This is a genomic window from Niabella agricola, assembly GCF_021538615.1.
Taxonomy (GTDB): domain Bacteria; phylum Bacteroidota; class Bacteroidia; order Chitinophagales; family Chitinophagaceae; genus Niabella; species Niabella agricola.
On record NZ_JAJHIZ010000003.1, the window covers coordinates 3,916,427 to 3,939,670 of the forward strand.

Consider the following 23,244-nt stretch of genomic DNA (forward strand, 5'->3'; position numbering starts at 1 on the left):
TAATGGTATAATTGTTGAGGTTAAGGTTTATTATTTTTTCTCTGGTTTCTTTATTGTTCATTATTTAAAACAAACAGGATGGCAAAGGAAAAAAAAACGGCAAAAAAAGGAGCATCCTCCGGTAAGGACTCCAAAAAGAAAGCGAAAGCCCGTGCTACCCCAGGAAAAATGGAGCTAAAAAAGTTAACTGCAAAAAATCCGGATTCAAAAAAGAAAAAGGAGAAGTCTTCTAAAAAGGCCGATAAAAAGGCAAAGAAAGAAGTAGTCAGCAAACTGAAACAAAAAAGCAAGGAACTAAAAAAGGCGATAAAAAAAGAAAAGAAAAAAGCTGCTAAAAAGGCGGCCCGTTCAGCACCCGCTCCAGTGGCAGCTGCATCCTGGGGCACCGTATCCGGGGGAACAGCTGCTTCAAAAGCAGGCGGCAAAGCAGCAACAAAGGTTGCCGGTAAAAAGGCTCCTGCAAAAAAAGCGTTGACAAAATCCTCAACGGCCACGAAAAAAGCGCCGCCTAAAAACAAAACAACAACCACGGCTCCGAAGACCAAAGCAGCTGCAAAAAAAGCCCCTGTTAAAAAGCATGTAACAAAACCTGTAGCTAAAAAGAGCAGTTCTGAAAAAGCAAGAAAAACCACCAGACCTGTAAACAAGGAGCCGATAAGCTTACCAGAGCTGGAAGAGCCGATCATTGCAGCACCACTTATGGAACCATCCGAGTTGAGCGAGGTAGCAGATATTAACAAGGAAGTGATTGATGAGCTCCTGCCAGAGGATGAGGGCTCCGGATCATGGGAACCGGAAGCAAAACGAACGGATCCTGTTCCGGATGCATTTAAGGAAAAGCCACAAGATCCCTTGCATGGCCCCAATGATCCTATGCCTGGTAAGGGAATGAATATTCCTTTGCCCAAAAAGCCATTAGGCGGCTCCAGGAAGAAATAACGAAACGACAATCTGTCAAAACCCGCTGTAACGGCGGGTTTATTTTTATTAACAAGCAATGAAAGTAATTATAACCGGGGGAACCGGAATGATTGGAAAGGCTCTTGCAGGCAGCCTTATGGAAAGCGGATACCAGGTAATATTGTTTACGCGCAAAAAAGAATTGCATGGCCGTATGGAAGGCGCATTGTCTTACTGTTACTGGAATGTACCTGCAAGGCAAATAGACCGGGAGGCAGTACTGGAAGCTGATGCCATCATCCATCTGGCAGGTGCCGGTGTTATGGACCGCCCCTGGTCCGCAAAGCGTAAAAAAGAAATCGTTGACAGTCGTGTGCTGAGCGGAAAACTGCTTTCTGACACGCTTCGGAGCGGCCCGGGCCGGTTAAAGGTGTTGATTAGCGCTGCGGCTATCGGGTGGTATGGAGCAGACCCGGAAGTTCCGAACCCGGTACCTTTTACAGAAACGCAACAGGCTGCAGGGGATTTCCTGGGTACTTGCTGCAGGGAATGGGAGGAAAGTACCCGGAGCCTGATCGGCGCCGGCATTCGCGTAGTATACCTGAGAACGGGGATTGTACTGGGGCCAGGCGGTGGCGTGTTATCTGCCTTAAAGCGGGCGCTTAACTGGCGACTTGCAGTCATACCCGGTAGCGGCCGGCAGGTGATCAGCTGGATCCATCTGGATGATCTGGTCAACCTGTATCAAGCGGCTATTACGCAGGAAGCATATAAAGGCCCGTTGAATGCAGTAGCACCATATCCCGTTTCTAACGACCAACTGGTGCAGGCGTTGGCTGCTGCACGTTATGGAACTGCCTTTATAACCGTTCATATACCCGCTATTGCAATGAAATGGACACTGGGTGAACGGGGAGCCGAAGCGCTTAAAAGCTGCACCGTGAGCGCACAGCGGCTGCTTGCTTATGGATTTGAGTTCCGCTACCCGCATATACAGGCTGCAGCCCCGGCACTGATGACCGGGTCAGGTTTTTAGGTCGGCACGTTTATAGTACCTGATGATGCTATAGATGATTATAACACCGTAGATTGCAGCGGTGATCAGCAGGCTGAGATCTGAAACGGAACGAAGTTCTATTACAGAAGGTTTAAAAGGATTCGGCACCAATGAATCAGTGCTCTCTAATGGAAGAAAATAACCAGCCTGCCCTTTCCGGAATGTAAGCGCCAGCCACAACAGGTTGTCTATAACAAATACATAGCCGAAATAGAGAACAATTGCCAGCCCGGTGCGTTTGACGAGTATGGCGACCAGGAAGGCCACCAACAGATACAGGGTTGCCATCAAGGCATAATAGCCTACATAGTGCACATTTTCAAAAATCGATACTGAAGATAGATCTGGTGTAAACATCAATCCGCAAATCAATCCGCACAGAAACACCATAACGGTAGTGGTTGCTACAAAAAAGAGCAGTATGGTTATTTTAGCTTTAATGTAATCCATCCGGCTCCAGCCATCAATAATATTCTGCCGGTGGGTTCTGTATTGTACTTCATTGGTGATCAGCAGGATAAAAAGCATGCCGATAATGACAAAGAACATACCGCCAAACCATGCAGCGCCATGCCAGGTATTGGGAAATACAAAGGGGGAACTGAACATCCGTTTCAACATCGCGGCTTCAATACTTTTACCTGCGATCTGCTCAAACTGGCGCATGAATTGATGCGCCGTCAACAGGAACATCGATGGAAGAAAGATAAAAAAGGAGCCAAACAGGATCCAGAATGTGCGGTAGTTTTTTATTTTCAGCCATTCAGTTTTAAAAAGTTGTAGCATATGGAGGAGTTATATGAGTGATGAGGATGCCCGTTTTTTTACTGGTCGCTGCTGGAACCGGTGATTTCCAGGAAGCGGGTTTCCAGGCTTTTCTTTTTTAATGCCAGATGGCTTAATGTAATGCCTTTTTCGAAGCAATACCGGTTCACCAGTTGCGGGGTCATATCAGACGTGCCGGTAAGCTGGAGCAGCGCCGGTTTTACAATCACTTCTTTAACCTGTTCTAACCCGGCCATGGCCTCCTGCAGCAGCAGCAGGTCTTCCGTGGCGATCTCAATAATCATTTCAGGCGCAGGCCCACCGGTATGCAATACTTCATGAACAGTACCGCTTGCTTTTACATTTCCTTTTTGGATAATGGTTACATGCGTACATACTTTTTCTACCTCATCCAATATATGACTGGCCATAATAATGGTTTTGCCGGATGTATGCAGTTGCTGGATCAGTTGCCGGATCTCTGCAATTCCGGCCGGATCCAGCCCATTGGTAGGCTCATCCAGCACCAGCACATCCGGGTCTCCCAGCAGGGCCGATGCAATGGCCAGACGCTGCTTCATCCCAAGGGAATAGGTACTGAAGGCCGACTGGCGGCGCTCAAACAGGTTTACAATTTTCAACACCCGGGGGATATCGGCGGTGCTATAACCCTTGATGGAGGCGGCCACTTCCAGGTTCCGCTCTGCGCTCAGGTAGGGATAAAAATTGGGCGTCTCCAACAGGGTGCCGATGCGTTTCCGCTGGTTTTCATTGCCGGGTTGCCCGTTCCATAAATAACGGCCGGAGCTGGCTTCCAGTACGTTCATCACAATACCCAGCAAGGTGGTTTTACCGCTGCCGTTGGGCCCCAGGATGCCATATACGGCTCCCCTGGGCACTTCGATATTTACCTGGTTTAATGCCTGTACGGCACCGTAGTTTTTTGAAAGGTTGTCGGTAGATAATACATGCATACCTCATTGCGTTTAACAGGTTCAAATGTATCACTAATTGATCCTGCACAAGAAATAAAATCGGCAAAGTCACATCCTGGCCAGGTAAACACACAGTGCCATCTTCCGGCAATGCCGCCGGAACCCGGAATTGGCGGGGATCACGATGCTAAAAACAAAAGAGCGGTGGGTGTTGAGGCGGGTAAACAAGTCCTTCTTCCCGCTGTTGTTTTTTGAATGTTGCTGTTTTTCTCCTTAACTTCACAGTAGATAGTTGTTTATCTAACTAATTGTTGTTTGTACCGGAATCAATGAAAAGAGTTACCGGGTGACGATAGCAGCAAAGCACCTGTTTTACTGATTAAAGGATGCGGACGGCTGTTGCAGACCCGGTTCAATGTTAAACATATGTATATGAAAAGGATCATAAAGAGTGTTGCCGTTCTTGGAAGCGGGGTCATGGGATCACGCATTGCCTGTCATTTTGCAGGAGTGGGTATACCGGTATTATTGCTGGATATGGCCGCTGAAGGAGCAGATAAAAACAAGATCGTAAAGGACGCGTTGGCAGCAGCTGTTAAAAGCAGCCCATCACCGGTATATACAAAGGATGTAGTGCAAAAAATTGCCACCGGGAATTTTGAGGACGATCTGAATAAGATCGCCGGGTGCGACTGGGTGATTGAGGTGGTGATTGAACGTCTGGATATTAAACAACAATTGTTTGAAAGGGTAGAGCAATACCGGAAACCGGGAACGCTTATTACCTCCAACACCTCGGGGATTCCGATTCACCTGATGACCCAGGGGCGCAGTGATGATTTTAAGAAGCATTTCTGCGGTACGCATTTCTTTAATCCTCCGCGCTATCTCCGGTTGCTGGAAATCATTCCAACCCCTGACACCGATCCGGAAGTGACCGGTTTCCTGATGGAATTCGGGGATCGCATCCTGGGTAAAACAACGGTGCTTTGTAAAGACACACCGGCATTTATTGCCAACCGGGTAGGTGTATTCAGCATTATGGCCATCTTTTCCCTGATGGATCAGCTGGGGCTGGGCATTGATGAAATAGAGGCCCTTACCGGGCCGGTAATCGGTCGTCCCAAGTCGGCTACCTTCCGCACGGCGGATGTAGTGGGTATTGATACCCTGGTAAAAGTAGCCAACGGTGTATTTGAAAATTGTCCGGAGGATGAGGCCAAACAGTTATTCGTGATCCCGGCATGGCTGGAAAAAATGGTTGCGAATAAGTGGCTGGGTGATAAAACCGGGCAGGGATTTTTTAAGAAGATCAAAAACGATAAAGGCGCTTCGGAAATCCTTACGCTGGATCTGAAAACCTTTGAATACGGGCCTCGTGTAAAGCCAAAGTTTGCCAGCCTGGAGGCGGCGAAGCTGGTTGAAGCGCTGCCTGCGAAACTGAAAATGCTCATAGGTGGGCAGGACAAGGCGGGCGAGTTTTACCGGAAATTTCACCAACTGCTGTTTGCCTATGTGAGCCACCGGATACCGGAGATCAGCGATGAACTGTACCGGATTGATGATGCCATGAAGGCCGGATTTGGCTGGGAGATCGGTCCGTTTGAAAGCTGGGATGCGGTAGGTGTGGCCGGATCGGTAGCCGCGATGAAAGCGGCCGGTGTTTCAGTAGCGGTCTGGGTAGAGGAAATGCTGGCAGCAGGCCACCAGACATTTTATATCGTAGAGAACGGGAAACGGAAGGCGTATGATCCCGGAACGAAGACCTATAAATTCCTGCCCGGAAGCGATGCCTTTATTATTTTAAGCAATTATCGTGATCAGCTCGTATGGAAGAATAATAGCTGCCGGTTGTATGATATCGGCGATGAAGTGCTGGCCCTGCAATGGAACACTAAGATGGGCACTATCGGCGGTGATGTGCTCAGCGGCATTCAAACATCGATAGAAAAGGCAGAGAAAGATTTTAAAGGCCTGGTGATTGCCAATGAAGGTGCTAATTTTTCCGCAGGAGCCAATGTAGGAATGATCTTTATGCTGGCAGTAGAGCAGGAATATGACGAACTGGATATGGCCGTGCGGCTTTTCCAGAATACAACGATGCGGGCCCGTTATGCATCGGTGCCGGTAATTGTGGCACCTCATGGCCTGGCATTGGGCGGTGGCTGTGAGCTGAGCCTGCATGCAGACAAGGTATGTGCCGCAGCTGAAACCTATACCGGACTGGTAGAATTGGGTGTGGGGCTGATCCCGGGCGGAGGCGGTACCAAGGAATTTGCGCTGCGGGCAGCAGATGAAGTGCAGAACGGTGAGCCGGAAAATATTCCGCTTCAGAACCGGTTCCTGACCATCGCCACGGCAAAAGTAAGCACTTCGGCGGCTGAAGCTTTTGAACTGGGCATTTACCGCAGGGGGCTTGATGAAGTGGTGGCTAACCAGGACCGGCGTATTGCAGCAGCAAAGCGGAGTGTAATCGAACTGTATGATAGCGGATATGTAGCACCGGTTCCCAGAATGGATATTAAGGTGCAGGGGCGTGGCGTGCTTGGGGCCTTGCTGGCTGGCATCAATGCGATGCAGAAGGGGAATTATGCAACCGACCATGATGCACTGGTAGCCAAAAAACTGGCCTATGTTATGTGCGGCGGCGATCTCAGCGAACCTACCCTGGTATCCGAACAATACCTGCTCGACCTGGAACGGCAGCACTTTTTATCCCTCTGTGGAGAACGTAAAACATTGGAGCGGCTGCAGAGTGTGATCAAGACCGGTAAGCCGGTGCGGAATTAAACCCGTATATAATTGCTGCAGGTACAAACTGTGTGCCTGCAGCAATTATAAAAAATCGCTTAAGAAAACAATACGATTAATAATTGGATCAGCTGAGTGCTGCTATCAGCTTTCTTGCCACGCTCGCTTGTGCTGCAGTACAAATGGCAACCAAGAAAAGCCGGGGGCATCATGAACTGGTTTAAGCGCCTTTGAATACAATTCATTTTTAAAACGCCCGGCAGCAAAAGGAGTGCAAGCTGCTGCCGCTGATCAGTACCAATAAAGATCTCAAACAAACCATCCCGGAAGCGGCCAGGGCGATAAATGAAGCATAACTGCCGGATGCATTTTTTTATTGTACAGAACCTTTTGAATCCTGCTTATTCCTGCACAACCTTTACGATTTTAGAATAAGTTTTTGTGCCGTCTGTATCTATCTGTGCAATACGGATAAATGAAGGCGTGTTGCCCGTAATTTCGCTGTGGTTCTTTTTGCAGCCCACAGCCGTGCCTGTAATAATCGTAAAGAGGGATAGGAGCAGGAATGCATTTTTCCTGCGATAGCATGCCATTAAAAGAAAGAGCGCCGCGGCAGCAACTGGTAGCATCATTTGAGAAAGCGCATTGATACCGATATTCCATTCATAACTGATGGGCTCATTGCTGTTTCCGTTGCCGGCTTTTGAGCGAATCGTGGCAAGGGACACAAAATGTTCTCCGTCTGCTGAAGCCTCGATCTCAAAATGATCATTATTCTTTTCGGTAACTGTTTGCCAGTTTACATACAGACTGCTGTTTGTGGTATGAGCAGAAACCGCACCAAATGTTACCCACAGTGCCACATCGCCTGTAACGGACAAGGGGCCCGGGGAGGGACAGGGTGCGGGTTGGGTAGCGGTCCAGGTAAATGCAGTAGTGCCAGGCGGTTTGGGGGTATCCTTGTTGCTGGAATAGTAGGGTTGGCCATCGTAAGCCAGTACCCAAACATTGTCGGGCGCCCCCATCCAGAAAACAGCAATAGCAACACCGGTATTCCCTGCTACGGTACCGGTTGTTTCATAATAGGTTTTCCCATTATAGGTGCCGGAGGGAGTAAGCGTATATGTGCTGGCCATGCAGCCCCCGGTAACCAGTATGTTTTGTGCGTACAGGCCGCAGCAGCAAAAAAGAAAGAGCAATAAGGAAATTATCTTTTTCATATAAAAGTTTTGAGGGTATATAATGGGTGAAAACGCGTTTTTGTTAAGAAACACCGGCTAAACACTTCTGCAGCGAATACCCAGATGATTTTCCGCACGGATGATTTCTTTTTGCTTCAATCCGCTGTTCGGCAGACAAAAGAAGGTCGCCAGGTTGTCGGAATGGGTTTCTGTTAAGCCATCCAGGGATGTAAGCGCATTGTGGTGGATATATACCTCTTTTAACTGTGTCAACTGTTGCAGCGGCGTTAAAGAAGCGATGTTATTGAATTGTATGTATAGTTGTTCGAGGTCCGTGAGCCCTTCAATTCCTTCCAGGCTTTCGATCTGGTTGTTAAATAAAAACAGAGATTTGAGATTTTTAAGGGATGCCAGCAGTTGAAGGTCTTTGATTTGCTGGTGCGTAACAACCAGGATTTCCAACTGTTGCAGGGCCGCGATGCCAGAGAGGTTCGTAAGCTCAAAATCCATATTGGGATAAGGGGCCCTTGGTCCTACAAGTCTTAAAACGGTTGTATTTTGCAATTGCTCAAGATCCGAAATAGACGGTGTAGCCGTACTGCGAAAAAAGGTTACTTCGAATGCCTGTTTCCACTGTTGCTCCAGGTTGTTCCACCAATTTAAGCTGCTCATGATGATGTCGTTTTATTAACCTCGTGAAGGAAAGATGCCCTCTGTACTGATACAGAAGTTTAACCCGAGAACGGGCTGAATAACAGCGTAAGGCTGTTGCAATCCCGCCGGCTGCACCATGTTGGCATGCATTGTAACGGCAGTGCCGGTTGTTCGGTATTCTTTATCCGGCGTACCCGTGTTGGCCAGGTACGCACCCGCAGGAGCCGATGCATCACCCGCTTCTGCAACCGCAAAAACCGGGTGATTATGGGCCGGAAGATTGGCTGTTGTAAGGGTCGCAGTTTCAGTTCCTCCATTTTCTCCTATGTTGCGATTGCTTGTGTTTGGTGTGCTCGCTCCCATCCCGATGGGTACCCTCCCCCTTAGGTCGGGTAGGGCAAACGTAGTGATGCCATCACCGCCAAATGTGGTTCCCAGTAACGCAAACAATGCGTCATTTTGCGCAATCGGCAAAAGCTGGCCGTTACAGTATGTCCACCCCAGGGGAGCAAAGTTAAATCCGAAGAGTGCTATCATGCCAAGAAAAGGTTCCATCTGCTGTTATTTTGAATGTTCATTGTTGTAAAAGTTATTTTCGTTGTCCTTTTCCACGATCAGGATCTTGCCGGGAAAATGCCGGTCAGTGCAATGCAATAATTAACAACCAGGAAGGGCTGTTGTATAGAAAAGGGAGTGTTGCTGCCAACAGCGCCTACCATCCCCGGTTGCATTTTAACCATGGTTCCGGAAGAACGGTATTCCTTATCCAGTTTCCCGGTATTGGCAGGGTTGGCTCCTGCCGGGTTTTCGGTATTGCCGGCATCGGTAAATGCATTAATGGTATGATTATGAGCGGGCAGATGTTGGAATGTCAATGATATGTTTGGGACTCCCGCCTGCTGCCCCATTATATAATTGCTTAAGCCCGGTCCCTGCCCGGTAGCACCCACGGGTGCCCTGCCTGCTAAATTCGGTAAGGCAAATGTATTAACACCATCGCCTCCGTAGGTAGTGCCCAGCAGTGCAAAAAGCGCTGTGTTTGATCTTAATGCAATGATTTGCCCGTTACAGGAGGCCCAGTTCCGGGGAGCAAAATCAAAACCGAACATCCCAATCATACCAAGAAAAGGTTCATTCATGTTAAAGTGATTTTATGTTATACCAAGGAGTGGCAATACGAAGTTGTTTTAATTTCTTGATGGAAAAACGCCGTTCAGTGCAATACAGAAATTAAGTACCAGGAAGGGCTGCATATTACTGACCGGTTCATTATTACCGCTGCTGCCCATCATTCCCGCATTCATTTGTGTTTTGGTGCCGCTTGCTTTATACCCGTAGTTCAGCGGCCCGGTATTGGCCAGGTATGCACCGGTGGGCAATTCGGTGTCTCCCGTTTCGGAAACGGCACTGATTTCGTGTGTGTGACTGGGCAAATGGTTTATACGTAACTGTGTGCTTTCGCTTCCACCCATTTGCCCCAGGTTATATGAAGGGCCATAGTTGGACATACCGCTATGAATGGGTACTCTTCCTCTTAAATCGGGCAGATTGAATGTGTTGACGCCATTGCCTCCATAATACGTGCCTAACAATGCAAACAATGCCTGGTTCTGGGCTATGGACATAGTCTGCCCCTGGCAGAAGGCCCATCCCCTGGGCGCAAAATTGAAACCAAACATGGCAATAAAACCTAAAAGGGGTTCCATATGCTAATAATTAAAAAATAATCGAAAGGGTTAAAAAAAACTATACGTAAACGGTGGTGGTTTTGTTTCTTTGGTAAACAAGGGTCCTGGCCGGGGAAATGCGCTGTGCATGGGCATTACGCTGCAGGTACTGTGTCAGCTTCGGAGAGGTATCCGTGTCTGCTGTCGCCATTAATTTTAATTCAAACTGGTTCAAACTGGCAACAGCGTTACCAGCCTGGTAGCAATGGATCACCACATCAGAAGGCTTAGCAGGATTACAATCCCAGTAAATCCAGACGGGCTGCGCAATGATCCGCTCGTTTGGAAAAAAAACAGGGGCTGCTTCTTTGTACGTGTGCCCTTTGCAGGGAGCCAGTTTCTTTTTTTGTTCCGGCTGGCAGTTATGGGGCACTACCTGATACTTTCTGCACAGGGCTTTCCAAAGCAATTCGAGATCTGAAGCAGGAGCAGGGGGTGGGGCAATACAGTTTTGACCCAGTGCTGCACCGGCCGCAAGCGCAGCCAGGCTACTTAAAAAAACGCGTCGGTTAGAAGGCATTTAATGATCTTTTTAATCTAAACACAGCAAAAGCCGCTTTTTTAAAATACTGCAGTCAGGAGCAGCGAGCATCGTATTGTTTGCTCATTATAGACCTGCTACAGGAATACGCAACTATCTGTCATGTATTAACGAAAATAGATATCCACAATAAAACTAAACGTATAGCAGCAGCAGTCGAAAGGTCATCTCTGTTAAACGGTTGGTTTTATAGCGTGAAGGTAGAGTTTTTTGATCTAACATGAGCCCGCGTATTTAAATTTTTTTGTTTGATACTGCCGATGCCGGACGTAAAACGACCGTTGGCGGGCCATATATGGGCGTTTGGTTTGAACAAAATCCGGTTCGGCCCGGACGGGATATATTGCGGTATATCATTTCGATGTTAATTTTGCATTCAGATGCTGTAACGACTATGCTTTCCAAACGTATCCTATATTTCAGGTTGAAAATGCTGCTGATCCTTTCCGTGATCTGGATCCTGTTTGGATTCCTTTTTCTGTTTAACATCCTTGAAATTGAAAGGCAGTTACTGAGTAACCGGTCGCCGTTCATTTTTTGCATTGCGTTTGCTCTCATTGGTCTGGTGATTTCTTCGGCGCTGATTTTTTATTTAAAAACGGCTTTCCGCAGGCACCCTTTATGGATTGCATTCCTGTTGAAGCTGGCGCTGGCTTTTGGCTTGTTTGTAGTGGTGGCCTTTTGCATGCTGGCGGGGTATTTTGTTTTTAGTTATCATGGAAGCCTTTCCGGATTTACTACACGGTTTTTTGAGGATATTTTTTTTACGAGGGGGTTCCTGATCCTGATGACAGATCTGGGATTGCTGACGCTTATTTCGCTGGTATTGCTGGAGGTAACCGACAAGTACGGGCCCGGCGGATTCTGGAGCATGATGCGGGGAGAATATCACCGGCCGAAGAAAGAAAGACGGATCTTTATTTTCCTGGACATTAATAATGCCACCACCATTGCTGAAAGGATCGGCCATGAACAATATTTTTTACTGCTGAAAGACTTCTTTTCAGATATCACCAACCCGGTGCTGGCCAATGGCGGGGAAATTTACCAGTATGTGGGGGATGAGGTGGTGCTTTCCTGGAAAGAGTCACCGGAGCATAAAATCTATGCACTGCGGTTTATCCGGCAGGCCTTCTATATTTTAAAACGAAGGGAGAAATATTATACTGGGCAATACACCGTAGCTCCAACATTCAAGGCGGGCATCCATAGCGGTGAAGTTACATCGGGCTTTGTAGGCATTATAAAAAAAGACCTGGTGTATAGCGGCGATACGCTGAACACGGCTGCAAGACTGCGGGGTAAATGTCATGAACTGCAGCAATCTTTTATTTTATCGGGAGGGTTTATGCAGGATTTTTACCAGCCGTTTGCGTATAGAATTACCAGCATCGGGGAAATGGAGTTGAAAGGAAGGCTGGAGAAGGAACCGCTTTTTTCGCTGGAGTTTGAGTGATCTCGGGACGGTAACGGTTCTCGGCACGCCGGAAAGCGTTGAATTGTATTGCGCCGTTGCCCCGCTGTCCGAAATAAACTGAAGCGCCCAGAGGATGTGCTCTATTGAAACACATTCCCCTATTTTTGTAAGAAACAAATTTCCTCTGTATCCTGTAATATACATTCTATACTGCTGGCTGTTTTTAGCGCTGTCTCATTTTTGCGGAGCACAAACCTCGTTGAACGTTCCCAATAAAGACACGAGTAATATTACGATAGAAAAAGCGGTTCGGGACAGCGGCATCCGGGAGACGGCTTCTGCAACAGCGCTTCTGAAAGATAGTGTGGAAGAAGACAGCCTGATCAGATACCGGCTGAACGGTGCTTTTTTGAAAAGCATTTTTTCAGATGCAACATATGTGGTTACACGGCCGGTGCATTGGCAGGGCCGCGATCTGCGGAACCTGGGTATTGTGATGGGAACAGCGGGCGCGCTGCTGCTGGCGGATAAAGAAATCAAATGGTTCGCTCAGCAAAATCAGCACCCCTTTGTTAACAGCGTGGCCAATATTGTTGAGCCCTTCGGCAATCGCTATTCGCCTTATATTATGGCGGGCATGTATGTAGCTGGTGCCGTTATTAAGAACCGGGAACTTAAAAACACGGCACTGCTCACCTTTAAATCCTATGCCATTTCTACCTCGCTGTACCTCCTGACAAAGTCGATGATCCGCCGGAACCGGCCTGCTTATACCGATCACAACCTCGATTTTTATCCGCCTTTCTCCGGCGACCGATACCATACCTCATTTCCTTCCGGTCATACCTTAACAGTGATGACGCTGGCTACCGCCGTTTCCGAAGCCTATGGCAAACAGCACCGGTGGATACCCTGGGTAGCCTACAGCATTGCCGGGCTTACCGGTGTTTCCCGTATCTATCATAACCGGCACTGGTCCAGCGATGTTTGGATCGGGGCCAGCCTTGGTTATTTTGTAACCCGGTCCGTATTTAAAAACAACCGGGTAAAGAAACGCACGGGTCTGGAGTTCGTATGGCGTTAGCCATCGTTTTTCTGAAATGCACCCGGATATGCTATTCTTCCACAATTTTTACGATCCTGGAATAGAGCTTAACACCATCTTTTCCAACATGGGCAATGCGGATATAATTGGGTTTGTCTTTGGCATCAATGTCCTTTGTTTTAGTACAGCCGGGCGTGCACAGCAGGATGATGCACAGACCGGCCAATGCAACCCGGCTGCGTCTTGAACACATCCACAATAACACTACCAGAGCCATGCCGCCTAGAGCTGCCAACGAAACCATACCTCCCGAGTTCCAGTCATAACCGATGGTGGCACTGCTGTTCCCGTTTTCGGCCTTGGATACTACAGTTGCGATGGGAATAAACATAACCCCGTCCCTTGATGCTTCTATTTCAAAATGATCATTGTCTACTTCGGTAAGCGACTCCCAGTGTACAGAAAGCACATTCTTTTTGATGTCTGCCGAAATAGCACCAAAGGCCACCCATAACGCCACATCGCCCGTTACTTGTAACGGGGCAGGACTGGGACAGGGGGCCGGGGTTACAGCTGTCCATGGAAAGGCGCTGGTACCGGGAGGAAGTGGTGTATCTTTTGAACAGGAGAAATAGGGCTGCCCGTCGTAATCCACCACCCAAACGTTATCCGGTGGGCCCAGCCAGTATACATTGATCACCGTACCGATTTGCCCTGCAACGGTTCCGGTTCCCGAATAGGCGGGTTTGCCATTAACCGTACCAACCTGTGCCAGGGCAACGGGAATGTCTACGCAGCCTCCGGAAACCTGTATGATTTGTGCGGCCGTTGACAGAAAAACGGCCAGCGTGACAAATAATAAAAAAATCTTTTTCATTTTTCGGCCTTTTTAGAGGAAACTTATATAAAGCACATTGCGCCTCCGTCGGGCTGCAATGTGTGTTAACTGGAGCTGTTTAAAACTCTTCAACATCAATATAAGCTGGGGCCGGCTGCCGGAAAACAGTCATTGGAAATGTATTGTTACTGCAGTTTCGGTTGATCCACCAACTTAAACCGATCATATGCCGCTTTTAATATTAATTGCGCGACGGGAAAATGCCTTCAAGTGCAATACAATAGTTCAGCGCCAGGTAGGGCTGTATATTTGTATGCGGCTGGCTGCCGCCCTTGGTTTCCACCGCTGCTGCATTCATAGCCACCTTATTGACCGGAGATTGCTTATATTCTTTATCGAGCGTTCCTGTATTGGCCGGGAATGCACCGGTAGGGTCGGAGGTGTCTCCTGCCTCTGCAGTAGCCATAAAGGCATGGGTATGTGCCGGCATCTGGCTCAACAGCAATGTCACCGTCTCTGCGCCGCCCTGTTGTCCGAGGGCATATGAAGAAAGCCCGGGCCCCTGTCCGAACCCGATGGGCACCCTTCCCCGCAGATCGGGTAGTGCAAAAGTGGTTTGTCCATTGCCGCCATAGGTAGTTCCCAGCAAGGAAAACAGCGCTGTATTCTGGGCAATGGATAATAGCTGGCCCTGGCAGAAAGCCCATCCGCGTGGAGCGAAATTGCAACCAAACAATACGATCATACTTAAAAAGGGGTCCATAATTGAATATTTAGAAGAGGTGAGGAAATATGATAGATGAGGAAAACTAGGATATATATGCTGTTTTGATTTTATTGCGATACACCGTGGTTTGAACAACCGGCGCGCGCAGGCCATTGTCGTTTATCTTTAAAAATGGCGCTAACAAACCGGTCTCATTTTTTGAGGGCTCATTCCCCCGTTTTAATAAAGCCTGCAGTTCGTACTGGTTCAGGGTAATCACCGAATTATCGCGCTGGTAAAAATGCACAATAAGGTCTGATGGACCTTTATTGTTTGCCCAGTAGATCCAAACCGGTTGTGCCCATATGTTTTCTTCAGGAAAATGCATGAGCGGCCCTTCCCGGTGTGTATGTCCCTGACAGGAGGGGGATTCTTTTTTCGTTCTTAGCACCCTGTTGTCCGGAGCTCCTTTATACCGGCGGCAAAGGGCTTCCCAGGTGGACTCAGGCCCTGCAATAACCCCGTTGTCTGAAAAGAGCGGGGAAACCGTTCCGCCCCATAATGTGCCTGCTGTTAATAAGGCCAGGTTGCTTAAAAAGATTCTTCGGCCTGATTGGACTGTTTGCATTCGTTTCAGTTTTGATATGCTGACTGTTTAGAGAGCCGGACTACTGAATGTTTTCCTTTCATTTTTCCGGTGCGCTCTTATTTACAAGTTGTTGAACGGCTACAAAAGATAAAAATAAGAAAGAAATAAGCGGGTGGGAATCGCTAAATCTGGCGATAAAGTCAGGATTTTAATAAGAAGCCAGATTCACATCTGCATACTGCCAGGCCCTGACCAATCGCTCGCCGGTATGCCGGGCTTCTTGCTCTTTTCCCTGTTTTTCCAGGGCTTGCTGCAACCCTGCCAGAGCCCATCCGTTCTCTTTCCAGGTTTCCAGGTCCTCGCGGTATATTTTTTCCGCCTGGCTGTATTTCCCGGCCTGTAGCAGTGCAGCCCCCAGATGGTGCCGCACAGAAAAAAACCAGTCAGGAGGCTCGTTATAATTCAGGTTGTCTTCAATAGCAACGGCCATGTTGAAAGACGCAACAGCGCTATCGTATTCCTTTTTATTCAGGTGCATTTCTGCTGTAAGCATATGCACTGCGATCTGTACAATGTCGTTCATGCTATTGATATTCCAGATGGTCATTGCTTTTAATACAGTGTCGGCAGCCAGTTCATTGAGTAAGGTCAGTTCCTTCTGTGCTCCGGCAATCTCCTTTTTTGCCAACAGTGACATACCTTTCGCATAATGCTGTATGGCGCGGGGGTAAACAAGGTCTTTTCGCTCCTGCTTTATTGCCAGGATACTGTCCCATAGCGCCAATTTTACGGCTACAAAATAAGGGATGGTATAATAGTGTTGAAGCGTGCCCCACCCGGGCTGCGTCATTACATTCGTTGCCGTTTTCTCCCGCAGCTGTTTAGCAGCCATCCATGCCAGCTTTGTGTTCCCTTCAAAGGTGGCTGTGGCGGCCAGGTAATGGTAATTATGCAAGTAGTAGGCCAGGGGATAGGCACCCTGTGCATGACAGGTGGTTACATAGATGCTGTCGGCCCTGATGGCGTTGAGGTTGGCAAGGGAGCCCAGGTGATAATCCCCCGTCCAGATATAGATATGCGAGGGCATATGCAGCAAGTGCCCGGAGCCGGGTACCAGCTGCATCAGCAGCTGCGCACTGGCTAATCCCTTTTCCGGTGTTTTGGACGCTTCCACGGCGTGGATGTAGAAATGCGGTGCACCGGGATGTTCGGGGTATTGACGGATCAGCTTTTCAAGTATCGTTACAATTTCAGGCGTCCAGGGTTTGGGCGCCTTTGTTTTTTTATCATACAGATCCCAGGGGTGGAGATCCATTAATGATTCTGCATACAGCGCGCTCACGTCTGGGTCATTGGGGTATGCATCATATACGGTTTTCATAGCCCCGGCAAAAGCGCTGTCGAGATGCCCCCGGCTTTTTGGAGCCTGCGCTGTATACCGGACGCCCAGGGCCCTGATCAGCGCTTTTTCTTTTGGCGTACAACTGCCGGCCAGGGAAAGTGCTTTTTGAGCCGCCTGCCAGGCCCGCTGATAATTGTCATCTTCCATGCCTGCATTGTAATTGGGGCCCAGCACGTAGGCAAAGCCCCAGTAGGCCATGGCACAACTGGAATCGAGCCGTGTAGCTTCAAAAAAAGAACGGGCCGCCTCTGCATGATTAAAGCCATAGGCCAACATCATACCCTGGTTGAAATAATCCTGGGCTTCCTTGCTGGAAGTGGAAATTTTAAACCGGATACCGTCCAACCCTTTAAACAGGGGAGCCTTGGTGCCTGACGCATACCATGCCTGATCAGTAGTGGCCGGAGCGCACCCGACCGTTTCTTTTTTTGTGACAACGGATGCCTGCTCTGCTTTTTTGGGGGATACCTTGCAGCCGGCGGTTAAGAGGCATATGGCCGACAGAATTGCAAAATGATTCATGCGGGTAATTTTGGAAGCTGTTGAAAGAATGGCAAAGCGTTGGTGCACATGTAAGCGGGAAAACACATTGCCCGTAGTAAAGTTACAAAAGTGAAAAAGACAGCAGATAGCCAAAAATAGTGAGGGGCATTGTTGGGGGGCAGCTTGGACGTGGATGACGGGAGGCACAGGGATAATGGGGCCAGTAGCAATTTTGTGAGGCATTTGCAACCCTGACCTTCGAAAAGTACAAGCCGCCCCGGTCCAAGCTGTCCCTGGCAGGTACCCCCATAAAAAAACACCCAAAGCGCTGGCTCCGGGTGTTTATATACAATCTGTAAAATTATTCAGCCTGTTTTAATTTGGTTTGATCCTCAGTAAGAAAAATGTCCTCATTGTTCCGTTTCATCAGGTATTTTTCCCGGGCCAGCTTTTCGATGGTGGCCGGATCCGTTTCCAGGTCATTTTTGATCTTATGCAGCTCAATCAGCTCTTTATTGTAATGCTCTTTGCTCAGTTCCAGGTCATTGAGTTCCTTGCGACGTTCCATAATGGAGAACAGGTCGTTCTTGTCAAGGAACAGCATGATGGCCAAAAAGCCTACAGTAGCCAGGAAAAATTTATTGGTCAGGAACCGTGAAATTTTGCTGAGCGCCTTGCGCGGCTTTTGCGGAGCTGCTTCCTGCGCGGGTTCTTTTTCCGGAACAAAGTCAACAAATGTTTCCATGCTACTAATGTGCTGATTTGAAAATGTGCTAATGAAATCAGTCGATTGATGCACGCAGTTGAAGTGTGCGACGCAAGACCGGTGCCATATGCACTAACGATGACCTAAAAATTATTTCTTACCAAATTTAATGGTTCCTTTTGGATAAACCGCGCTTTCACCCAATTGTTCTTCGATGCGGATCAGCTGGTTGTATTTGGCGATCCGGTCGGTACGGCTTGCAGAACCGGTTTTGATCTGTCCGCAATTCAGGGCTACGGCCAGGTCGGCGATGGTAGTATCCTCGGTTTCACCGCTTCTGTGGCTCATGATGGTGTTATAGCCGTTGTGCTGCGCCAGGGTTACCGCATTGATGGTTTCCGTAATGGTACCGATCTGGTTTACTTTTACCAGCAGGCCATTGGCAATGCTTTTATCAATACCTTGCTGCAGGCGGGTTACGTTGGTTACAAACAGGTCGTCGCCCACCAGCTGGCATTTATCGCCTACTGCCTGGGTTAAGGCTGCCCATCCTTTCCAGTCGTCTTCAGCCATACCGTCTTCAATGCTTACAATGGGGTATTGTTTAACCCAGCTTTCCCAGAATTTTACCAGCTCATCGCTGCTTAATGCCTTGCCGCTGCTTTTATGGAACACATATTTTTTCTTTTTGGCATCCCAGAGCTCGCTATTGGCGGCATCCATAGCGATGGTGATTTGTGAACCGGCTTTATAACCAGCAGCATCGATAGCCGCCAATACGGTTTCGATGGCTTCTTCGTTGCTTTGAATATTGGGTGCAAAACCGCCTTCATCACCCACGTTGGTGCTAAAGCCTTTTTTCTTCAGTACCGATTTTAGGGCATGGAAGATTTCCACACCCCAGCGCAATCCTTCGCTGAAGGTAGAAGCGCCTATGGGCATTACCATAAATTCCTGGAAGTCGATCTTGTTATCAGCATGCGCACCACCGTTGAGGATGTTCATCATAGGGATGGGCAGGGTTTTGGCATTGGTACCGCCCACATAACGGTACAGGGGCAGTCCGGCTTCTTCTGCAGCAGCCTTGGCAGCCGCCATACTTACGGCCAGCAATGCGTTGGCACCTAATTTTCCTTTATTGGGCGTACCATCCAGCTCAATCATCAGCTGGTCGATGCCGGTTTGGTCTGCTACGTCGTATCCCAACAAAGCAGGAGCGATGGTATTATTTACGTTTTTAACGGCTTTTAATGTTCCCTTTCCCAGGTATTTTTTCTTGTCGCCGTCGCGCAGTTCCACGGCTTCGTGGATCCCGGTGCTGGCTCCGCTTGGAACGGCGGCGCGACCAAGGGCCCCTTCGTCTGTTAGTACATCCACCTCGATAGTAGGATTACCGCGGCTGTCCAAAATTTGTCTGGCAAATACCTCTGAAATGTAACTCATTGGAAAAAATTGAAAAATTTTTTAAAATTTGATTTGTGGCCGCAAGTTAACGAATCGTTTGCGTACAGGAAACACTATGGATAAAAAATTAAGATTCGGTAACGAACGGTTGAGAGTTTTGGAATTCAGATTACAGATTTCAGAATTGAGTATTCAGCGTTGAGCATCCTGGATGGAGAAGAAATCTCCTGTGAGCAATCGGTTCGTTAAATGTGAAATGTAAAGTTTCAGGTTTGATCTTTCAAGGTCCAGGTTGGGGCCGTTTGGTGTTTCATGTAAGACACCAGCTGCTAAATGTCTGTTGTCTAACATTTAGCGTCTAACGTCTACAGGATATTGGCCGAAGAAGGTTGAGGGAGCAGGAACGGGATCATCACGTTTACATTTAATATTTTACATTGGTTATTTTACATTTCCGGAGGGGAGTTTCACGTTTAATGTTTAAAGTTCCAGGTTGGGTCCGCTGGTAACCGGAGATTATGCTGAAGGCTGAATGCTCAAATCTCAATTCCAGCCTCTCGATTCTCACATCTATATCCTATCTTTCCTTCTAAAACAATGCATTATGAAAAGCCTGATCATTGTAGACATGCAATATGATTTTTTACCGGGCGGCGCCTTGCCGGTGGCAGGAGGTGATACCCTCATTCCGGTGATCAACCGCTTGCAGGCGGATTATGAGCTGGTGGTAGCTACCCAGGACTGGCATCCGGCGGATCATAAAAGTTTTGCATCGCAGCACAAAGGTAAAAGTCCGTTCGATGTGACCGAATGGAAGGGCGCCCCGCAAACGCTTTGGCCAGACCATTGCGTGCAGGGCAAGCCCGGAGCGGACCTGCACCGGGATATTGATCAGCGGAAGATTGAGGCGATCTTCCGGAAGGGCATGGACGCGGAGATTGACAGTTACAGTGGTTTTTTTGACAATGGCCATCTGAAATCGACCGGCCTCGGCGATTACCTGAAGGGAAGGGGCGTTGAAGAAGTGCATGTATGCGGACTGGCGGCTGATTTTTGTGTCTATTTTACAGCGCTGGATGCGTTGGAGCTGGGGCTGAAATCCGTGATCGTAGACCATGCCACGCTCCCCATCGATGCAGTGGCGTATGCAAGAACGAAACAGCAGTTCGTTGAATGGGGCGGAGAACTGAAAGCTAAAAACTGATCTTTCGATTCTCCTTCTCATAAAAAAGCCCCGCAACATACATTGCAGGGCTCGCTTATTTTAAAAAGATCATCAGAACTTAAAGGCTGCGGTTACCACAAAGCTCCGCGGAGGAATGGGGTTTACGCTGTAGTTTTCGTGCACATAATAGTTAAAGGTGTTGGAGATGTTGGACAATTTCGCCAGTAAGGACCATTGCCGGTAAGTATAGCCCGCAGACAGGTCGGCGGTTACAAACCCTTTTACGGTAAACAGCCGGTCTCTGATGGAGCCGTTGTCATCTTTATAATCGTTATTCCATCCCGCGTTCCGCTCGCCGGTATAATAAACACCGGCGCCGAGTTTCAGACCTTTAACCGGTCCTTTGGGGAAGGTATAAAAGGTGGTGGCATTGGCGGTGTGCGCAGGCGTGTTTACCAGGCGCTGGCCTTCTACATAGCTTCCGGATTTACCCGAAGTGCTTGTATAGCGCATATTATTGTAGCTATACCCAGCCAGGATATCCCATCCTTTTATCGGCTGGCTTTTCAGATCTACTTCAATACCGTCGCTGGTGGTTTGTCCGGTGAGTTCCCTTGCCTGCGGGTTGACCTGTGAAGGTTGCGAAAGGTTGCTGTTGACAATGCGGTAGAGGGTGAGGTTGGCACTCAGCAATCCTTCAAAGAAGTCGTTTTTCACTCCCAATTCGTATTGATCGATGAATGAAGGTTTTAAGGTTTTGCCATCGATATCCTGTCCTGAGTTGGGGGTAAATGAACTGGAGTAGCTGGCAAACACCGAAGTGTGCATGGTGGGTTGGTATACCAGGCCCACTCTTGGCGAAAAGGCGCGGTCCACCTGTGATCTGCCCTTAGCCGTCTTGCCGTTTAAGAGGGAGTCGGTAACCGGCGCATCTATTTGCTGCAACGACCAGCGGACACCGGCCAGTAATTTGAACTTATCGGACAGTGTTACCAGGTCTTGCAGATATGCTCCAAAGCGGGACACGGGATTTTTAACAGATGTTCTCCATTTCCAATCTGTGGGCATATCCGTGCGGGCTACATAGGCCGCAGGATCAGTAAGGCTGATGGTATCATAAAAGCTGCTGGCGGTGTAGGTAGAAGCCAGGTTAGTGGTGATGTCCCTTTCGCCATCCATGCCAATCAATACCTTGTGCCCGATGGAGCCGGTTTGGAATTGCCCGTTCACATTAACCTGCCCTGTAAAATAGTCCTGCTTGTTGTTGGTTTTGCCCAATGGTCTTCTCCATTTGCCGTTTACGTCGGCCTGTACGCGCTCCAGCGAAAAATAGTCTCTTTCGTAGTTTTGATAACCGGCCAGGGCGCTCAGCTGCCAGTTGTCATTGAATGTATGGCTGAGCTCTGCCGATGCGGTGGCCTGGTTGGTTTTGGCGTATTGCCAGGGCGCACCAAAAAATGCATTGCGGCCTACAGGGGCAATTGTTTTTCCATCGGTAAATACATTGGCTTTATCTGTAAGGGTGCCAATCCCGAAATCCGGGATGAACTCGTGCTGCAGGTAATCGCCCTGCACCAGCAGTTTGGTTTTTTCGCTCAATTTGAACAGTAAAGAGGGGTTTACATAGTAACGCTCGGAATGTACCCCGTCGCGATAGCTATTGGCTTTTTCATAAGTGCCGTTCAGGCGGTAGGCCACGGACTTGCTGACCGGACCATAGATATCGATAGAAGGTTTGTACAAGTCGTAGCTACCCACCCGCATATTTACTTCGCCACCAAAATTGAAGCGGGGCTTTTTGGTAACCATGTTTACAATACCACCGGGAGCCACATTACCATATAACAGCGCGGTGCCGCCTTTTAATACTTCCACGCTTTCAATAGCGCTCATTTCGGGCATGGCACCGCTGTTTACCCGGAACCCGTTCTTAAAGGTGTTGGTGCTGCCCAGGTTATATCCCCGCGCATAAAATGTTTCCTGGGTGTTGCCCCTGGTTGTGCCCAGGTACATACCGTTTACATTTTTTATAACATCGCTCAGCCGCTGTGCCTGCTGGTTCTCAATCGTCGATTGCCCGATGATGGTAACCGCCTGCGGCAGGTCCATGATGGGGATATTGGATTTCCCGATCCGGGCCGTACCCTGGTTAATGCTGCCGCCAATGCGTACGATCACTTCTTTTAACTCTCTCGCATTTAAAGAAAGATTGTATTTAGAAGCTTCGCTGCTTACCGGGGGAACGGTTACCGGAACTTCCTGGCTGGTTTCGCCTTCGAATGAATAGATCAGTATATAATCTCCATAGGGGATTTCCGTAAATTCAAAATAGCCTTTCTCATTGGTAACAGCGTGTTTTTTCTTTCCCTTGATCGTTATATTCACATTTGGAACCGGATTGCCCTCAGGGGTGGTGATCACTCCCTCGATATTACCGGTATGGGTTTGCGCATGCACGTTCAAAAGCGCCATTAACGTCACTAAAAACAGCAGAAATCTTCTCATTTACTCTAATTTTCGCCGCAAAGGACGCTTCTTTCCCGGTCTTTCATTTTCTAAATGCGGAAATTCATTTACGAAATCGGGAAAAAGTGGCGGGGCGTCTGTCGTTGTGAGGACTATGCTGGTTTGTAGGGACACGAACCGGGACGGACATTTACGAGAACGGGAAAATTGGATGGGGAGTCCGTTGTTGTCGAAGGTAACGCTGGTTCGTGGGGGCACGAACCAAGACAAATTATTTACGAAATCGGGAAAAAGTGGCGGGCCGTCTGTCGTTGTGAGGACTATGCTGGTTTGTAGGGACACGAACCAGGACGACACGAACCGGGGCGAGTCATTTTGTAATCAGAAAATTTGTAATCGGATGGTTTGATTACGATTGACTTGAATACAGATTTGTAATCCACATTTTCTGTTTTTTCGATCTGATTACGAATTTTGAGGATGGGCTGACGGATAAAAAAGATCGCTGTGAG

21 protein-coding genes are annotated in these 23,244 nt (G+C 48.4%); 6 read left to right on the plus strand and 15 right to left on the minus strand.

The features are described 5' to 3' along the window. Positions 1 to 78: 78 nt before the first annotated feature. Both LL912_RS21760 and LL912_RS21765 read left to right on the plus strand, forming a co-directional pair. Positions 79 to 939 carry a hypothetical protein gene (locus tag LL912_RS21760; protein ID WP_235555721.1) on the plus strand — a complete coding sequence of 287 codons (861 nt, stop codon included), beginning with the start codon at positions 79 to 81 and terminating at the stop codon, positions 937 to 939. A 58-nt stretch (positions 940 to 997) separates the two neighbouring features. After that, the gene (locus LL912_RS21765; protein WP_235555722.1) at positions 998 to 1,936 is read left to right on the plus strand and encodes a TIGR01777 family oxidoreductase; all 939 of its coding nucleotides are present in this window, start codon (positions 998 to 1,000) and stop codon (positions 1,934 to 1,936) included. Here the strand turns inward: LL912_RS21765 and LL912_RS21770 are convergent. Together LL912_RS21770 and LL912_RS21775 are read right to left on the minus strand one after the other, a co-directional pair. Continuing rightward, the gene (locus LL912_RS21770) at positions 1,925 to 2,743 is read right to left on the minus strand and encodes an ABC transporter permease (RefSeq protein WP_235555723.1); all 819 of its coding nucleotides are present in this window, start codon (positions 2,741 to 2,743) and stop codon (positions 1,925 to 1,927) included. The genes LL912_RS21765 and LL912_RS21770 overlap by 12 nt on opposite strands. Before the next feature lie 38 nt (positions 2,744 to 2,781). Continuing rightward, positions 2,782 to 3,696, minus strand: coding sequence for an ABC transporter ATP-binding protein (locus tag LL912_RS21775; RefSeq protein ID WP_235555724.1), 915 nt, complete (start codon positions 3,694 to 3,696; stop codon positions 2,782 to 2,784). Between the two features lie 393 nt (positions 3,697 to 4,089). On the opposite strand from LL912_RS21775, the gene LL912_RS21780 reads away from it, so the two are divergent. Next, positions 4,090 to 6,447 carry a 3-hydroxyacyl-CoA dehydrogenase/enoyl-CoA hydratase family protein gene (locus tag LL912_RS21780; RefSeq protein ID WP_235555725.1) on the plus strand — a complete coding sequence of 786 codons (2,358 nt, stop codon included), beginning with the start codon at positions 4,090 to 4,092 and terminating at the stop codon, positions 6,445 to 6,447. Between the two features lie 362 nt (positions 6,448 to 6,809). On the opposite strand, the gene LL912_RS21785 is transcribed toward LL912_RS21780, so the two are convergent. From LL912_RS21785 to LL912_RS21810, 6 genes are read right to left on the minus strand one after another with little or no spacing between them, the layout of a single operon-like run. Further along, positions 6,810 to 7,628 (minus strand): glycoside hydrolase family protein, encoded by an 819-nt coding sequence (locus LL912_RS21785; protein ID WP_235555726.1) that lies wholly within the window; start codon positions 7,626 to 7,628, stop codon positions 6,810 to 6,812. A 57-nt stretch (positions 7,629 to 7,685) separates the two neighbouring features. Beyond that, positions 7,686 to 8,261 carry a leucine-rich repeat domain-containing protein gene (locus LL912_RS21790; RefSeq protein WP_235555727.1) on the minus strand — a complete coding sequence of 192 codons (576 nt, stop codon included), beginning with the start codon at positions 8,259 to 8,261 and terminating at the stop codon, positions 7,686 to 7,688. 15 nt (positions 8,262 to 8,276) lie between these two features. Then, positions 8,277 to 8,798 carry a phage tail protein gene (locus LL912_RS21795; RefSeq protein ID WP_235555728.1) on the minus strand — a complete coding sequence of 174 codons (522 nt, stop codon included), beginning with the start codon at positions 8,796 to 8,798 and terminating at the stop codon, positions 8,277 to 8,279. A 59-nt stretch (positions 8,799 to 8,857) separates the two neighbouring features. Continuing rightward, positions 8,858 to 9,382 carry a phage tail protein gene (locus LL912_RS21800; protein ID WP_235555729.1) on the minus strand — a complete coding sequence of 175 codons (525 nt, stop codon included), beginning with the start codon at positions 9,380 to 9,382 and terminating at the stop codon, positions 8,858 to 8,860. 48 nt (positions 9,383 to 9,430) lie between these two features. Further along, positions 9,431 to 9,949: a phage tail protein gene (locus LL912_RS21805; RefSeq protein WP_235555730.1), complete on the minus strand. Its 519-nt coding sequence runs from the start codon at positions 9,947 to 9,949 to the stop codon at positions 9,431 to 9,433. Between the two features lie 40 nt (positions 9,950 to 9,989). Continuing rightward, complete coding sequence (locus LL912_RS21810; protein WP_235555731.1) at positions 9,990 to 10,490, minus strand: hypothetical protein; 501 nt, start codon at positions 10,488 to 10,490, stop codon at positions 9,990 to 9,992. 382 nt (positions 10,491 to 10,872) lie between these two features. On the opposite strand from LL912_RS21810, the gene LL912_RS21815 reads away from it, so the two are divergent. Further along, complete coding sequence (locus LL912_RS21815; RefSeq protein WP_235555732.1) at positions 10,873 to 11,967, plus strand: adenylate/guanylate cyclase domain-containing protein; 1,095 nt, start codon at positions 10,873 to 10,875, stop codon at positions 11,965 to 11,967. Between the two features lie 220 nt (positions 11,968 to 12,187). Beyond that, on the plus strand, positions 12,188 to 13,012 hold the full coding sequence (locus LL912_RS21820) for a phosphatase PAP2 family protein (protein ID WP_235555733.1): 825 nt from the start codon (positions 12,188 to 12,190) through the stop codon (positions 13,010 to 13,012). 31 nt (positions 13,013 to 13,043) lie between these two features. Here LL912_RS21820 and LL912_RS21825 read toward each other — a convergent pair whose 3' ends face one another. The 6 genes from LL912_RS21825 to eno form a co-directional block, all read right to left on the minus strand. Continuing rightward, complete coding sequence (locus tag LL912_RS21825) at positions 13,044 to 13,850, minus strand: hypothetical protein (protein ID WP_235555734.1); 807 nt, start codon at positions 13,848 to 13,850, stop codon at positions 13,044 to 13,046. A 202-nt stretch (positions 13,851 to 14,052) separates the two neighbouring features. Beyond that, positions 14,053 to 14,574, minus strand: a complete 522-nt coding sequence (locus tag LL912_RS21830) for a phage tail protein (protein WP_235555735.1) — start codon at positions 14,572 to 14,574, stop codon at positions 14,053 to 14,055. 46 nt (positions 14,575 to 14,620) lie between these two features. After that, complete coding sequence (locus tag LL912_RS21835) at positions 14,621 to 15,145, minus strand: hypothetical protein (protein WP_235555736.1); 525 nt, start codon at positions 15,143 to 15,145, stop codon at positions 14,621 to 14,623. 169 nt (positions 15,146 to 15,314) lie between these two features. After that, a complete protein-coding gene (locus LL912_RS21840) occupies positions 15,315 to 17,030 on the minus strand; it encodes a tetratricopeptide repeat protein (RefSeq protein WP_235555737.1) in 1,716 nt (571 codons plus the stop codon). Between the two features lie 322 nt (positions 17,031 to 17,352). Next, positions 17,353 to 17,736, minus strand: a complete 384-nt coding sequence (locus LL912_RS21845; protein ID WP_235555738.1) for an FtsB family cell division protein — start codon at positions 17,734 to 17,736, stop codon at positions 17,353 to 17,355. Between the two features lie 111 nt (positions 17,737 to 17,847). Further along, on the minus strand, positions 17,848 to 19,140 hold the full coding sequence (eno, locus tag LL912_RS21850; protein WP_235555739.1) for a phosphopyruvate hydratase: 1,293 nt from the start codon (positions 19,138 to 19,140) through the stop codon (positions 17,848 to 17,850). Positions 19,141 to 19,705: 565 nt separating this feature from the next. Here eno and pncA point away from each other — a divergent pair. Further along, positions 19,706 to 20,305: a bifunctional nicotinamidase/pyrazinamidase gene (pncA, locus tag LL912_RS21855; RefSeq protein WP_235555740.1), complete on the plus strand. Its 600-nt coding sequence runs from the start codon at positions 19,706 to 19,708 to the stop codon at positions 20,303 to 20,305. 72 nt (positions 20,306 to 20,377) lie between these two features. Here pncA and LL912_RS21860 read toward each other — a convergent pair whose 3' ends face one another. Then, positions 20,378 to 22,771 carry a TonB-dependent receptor gene (locus LL912_RS21860; protein WP_235555741.1) on the minus strand — a complete coding sequence of 798 codons (2,394 nt, stop codon included), beginning with the start codon at positions 22,769 to 22,771 and terminating at the stop codon, positions 20,378 to 20,380. Between the last annotated feature and the right edge of the window lie 473 nt (positions 22,772 to 23,244).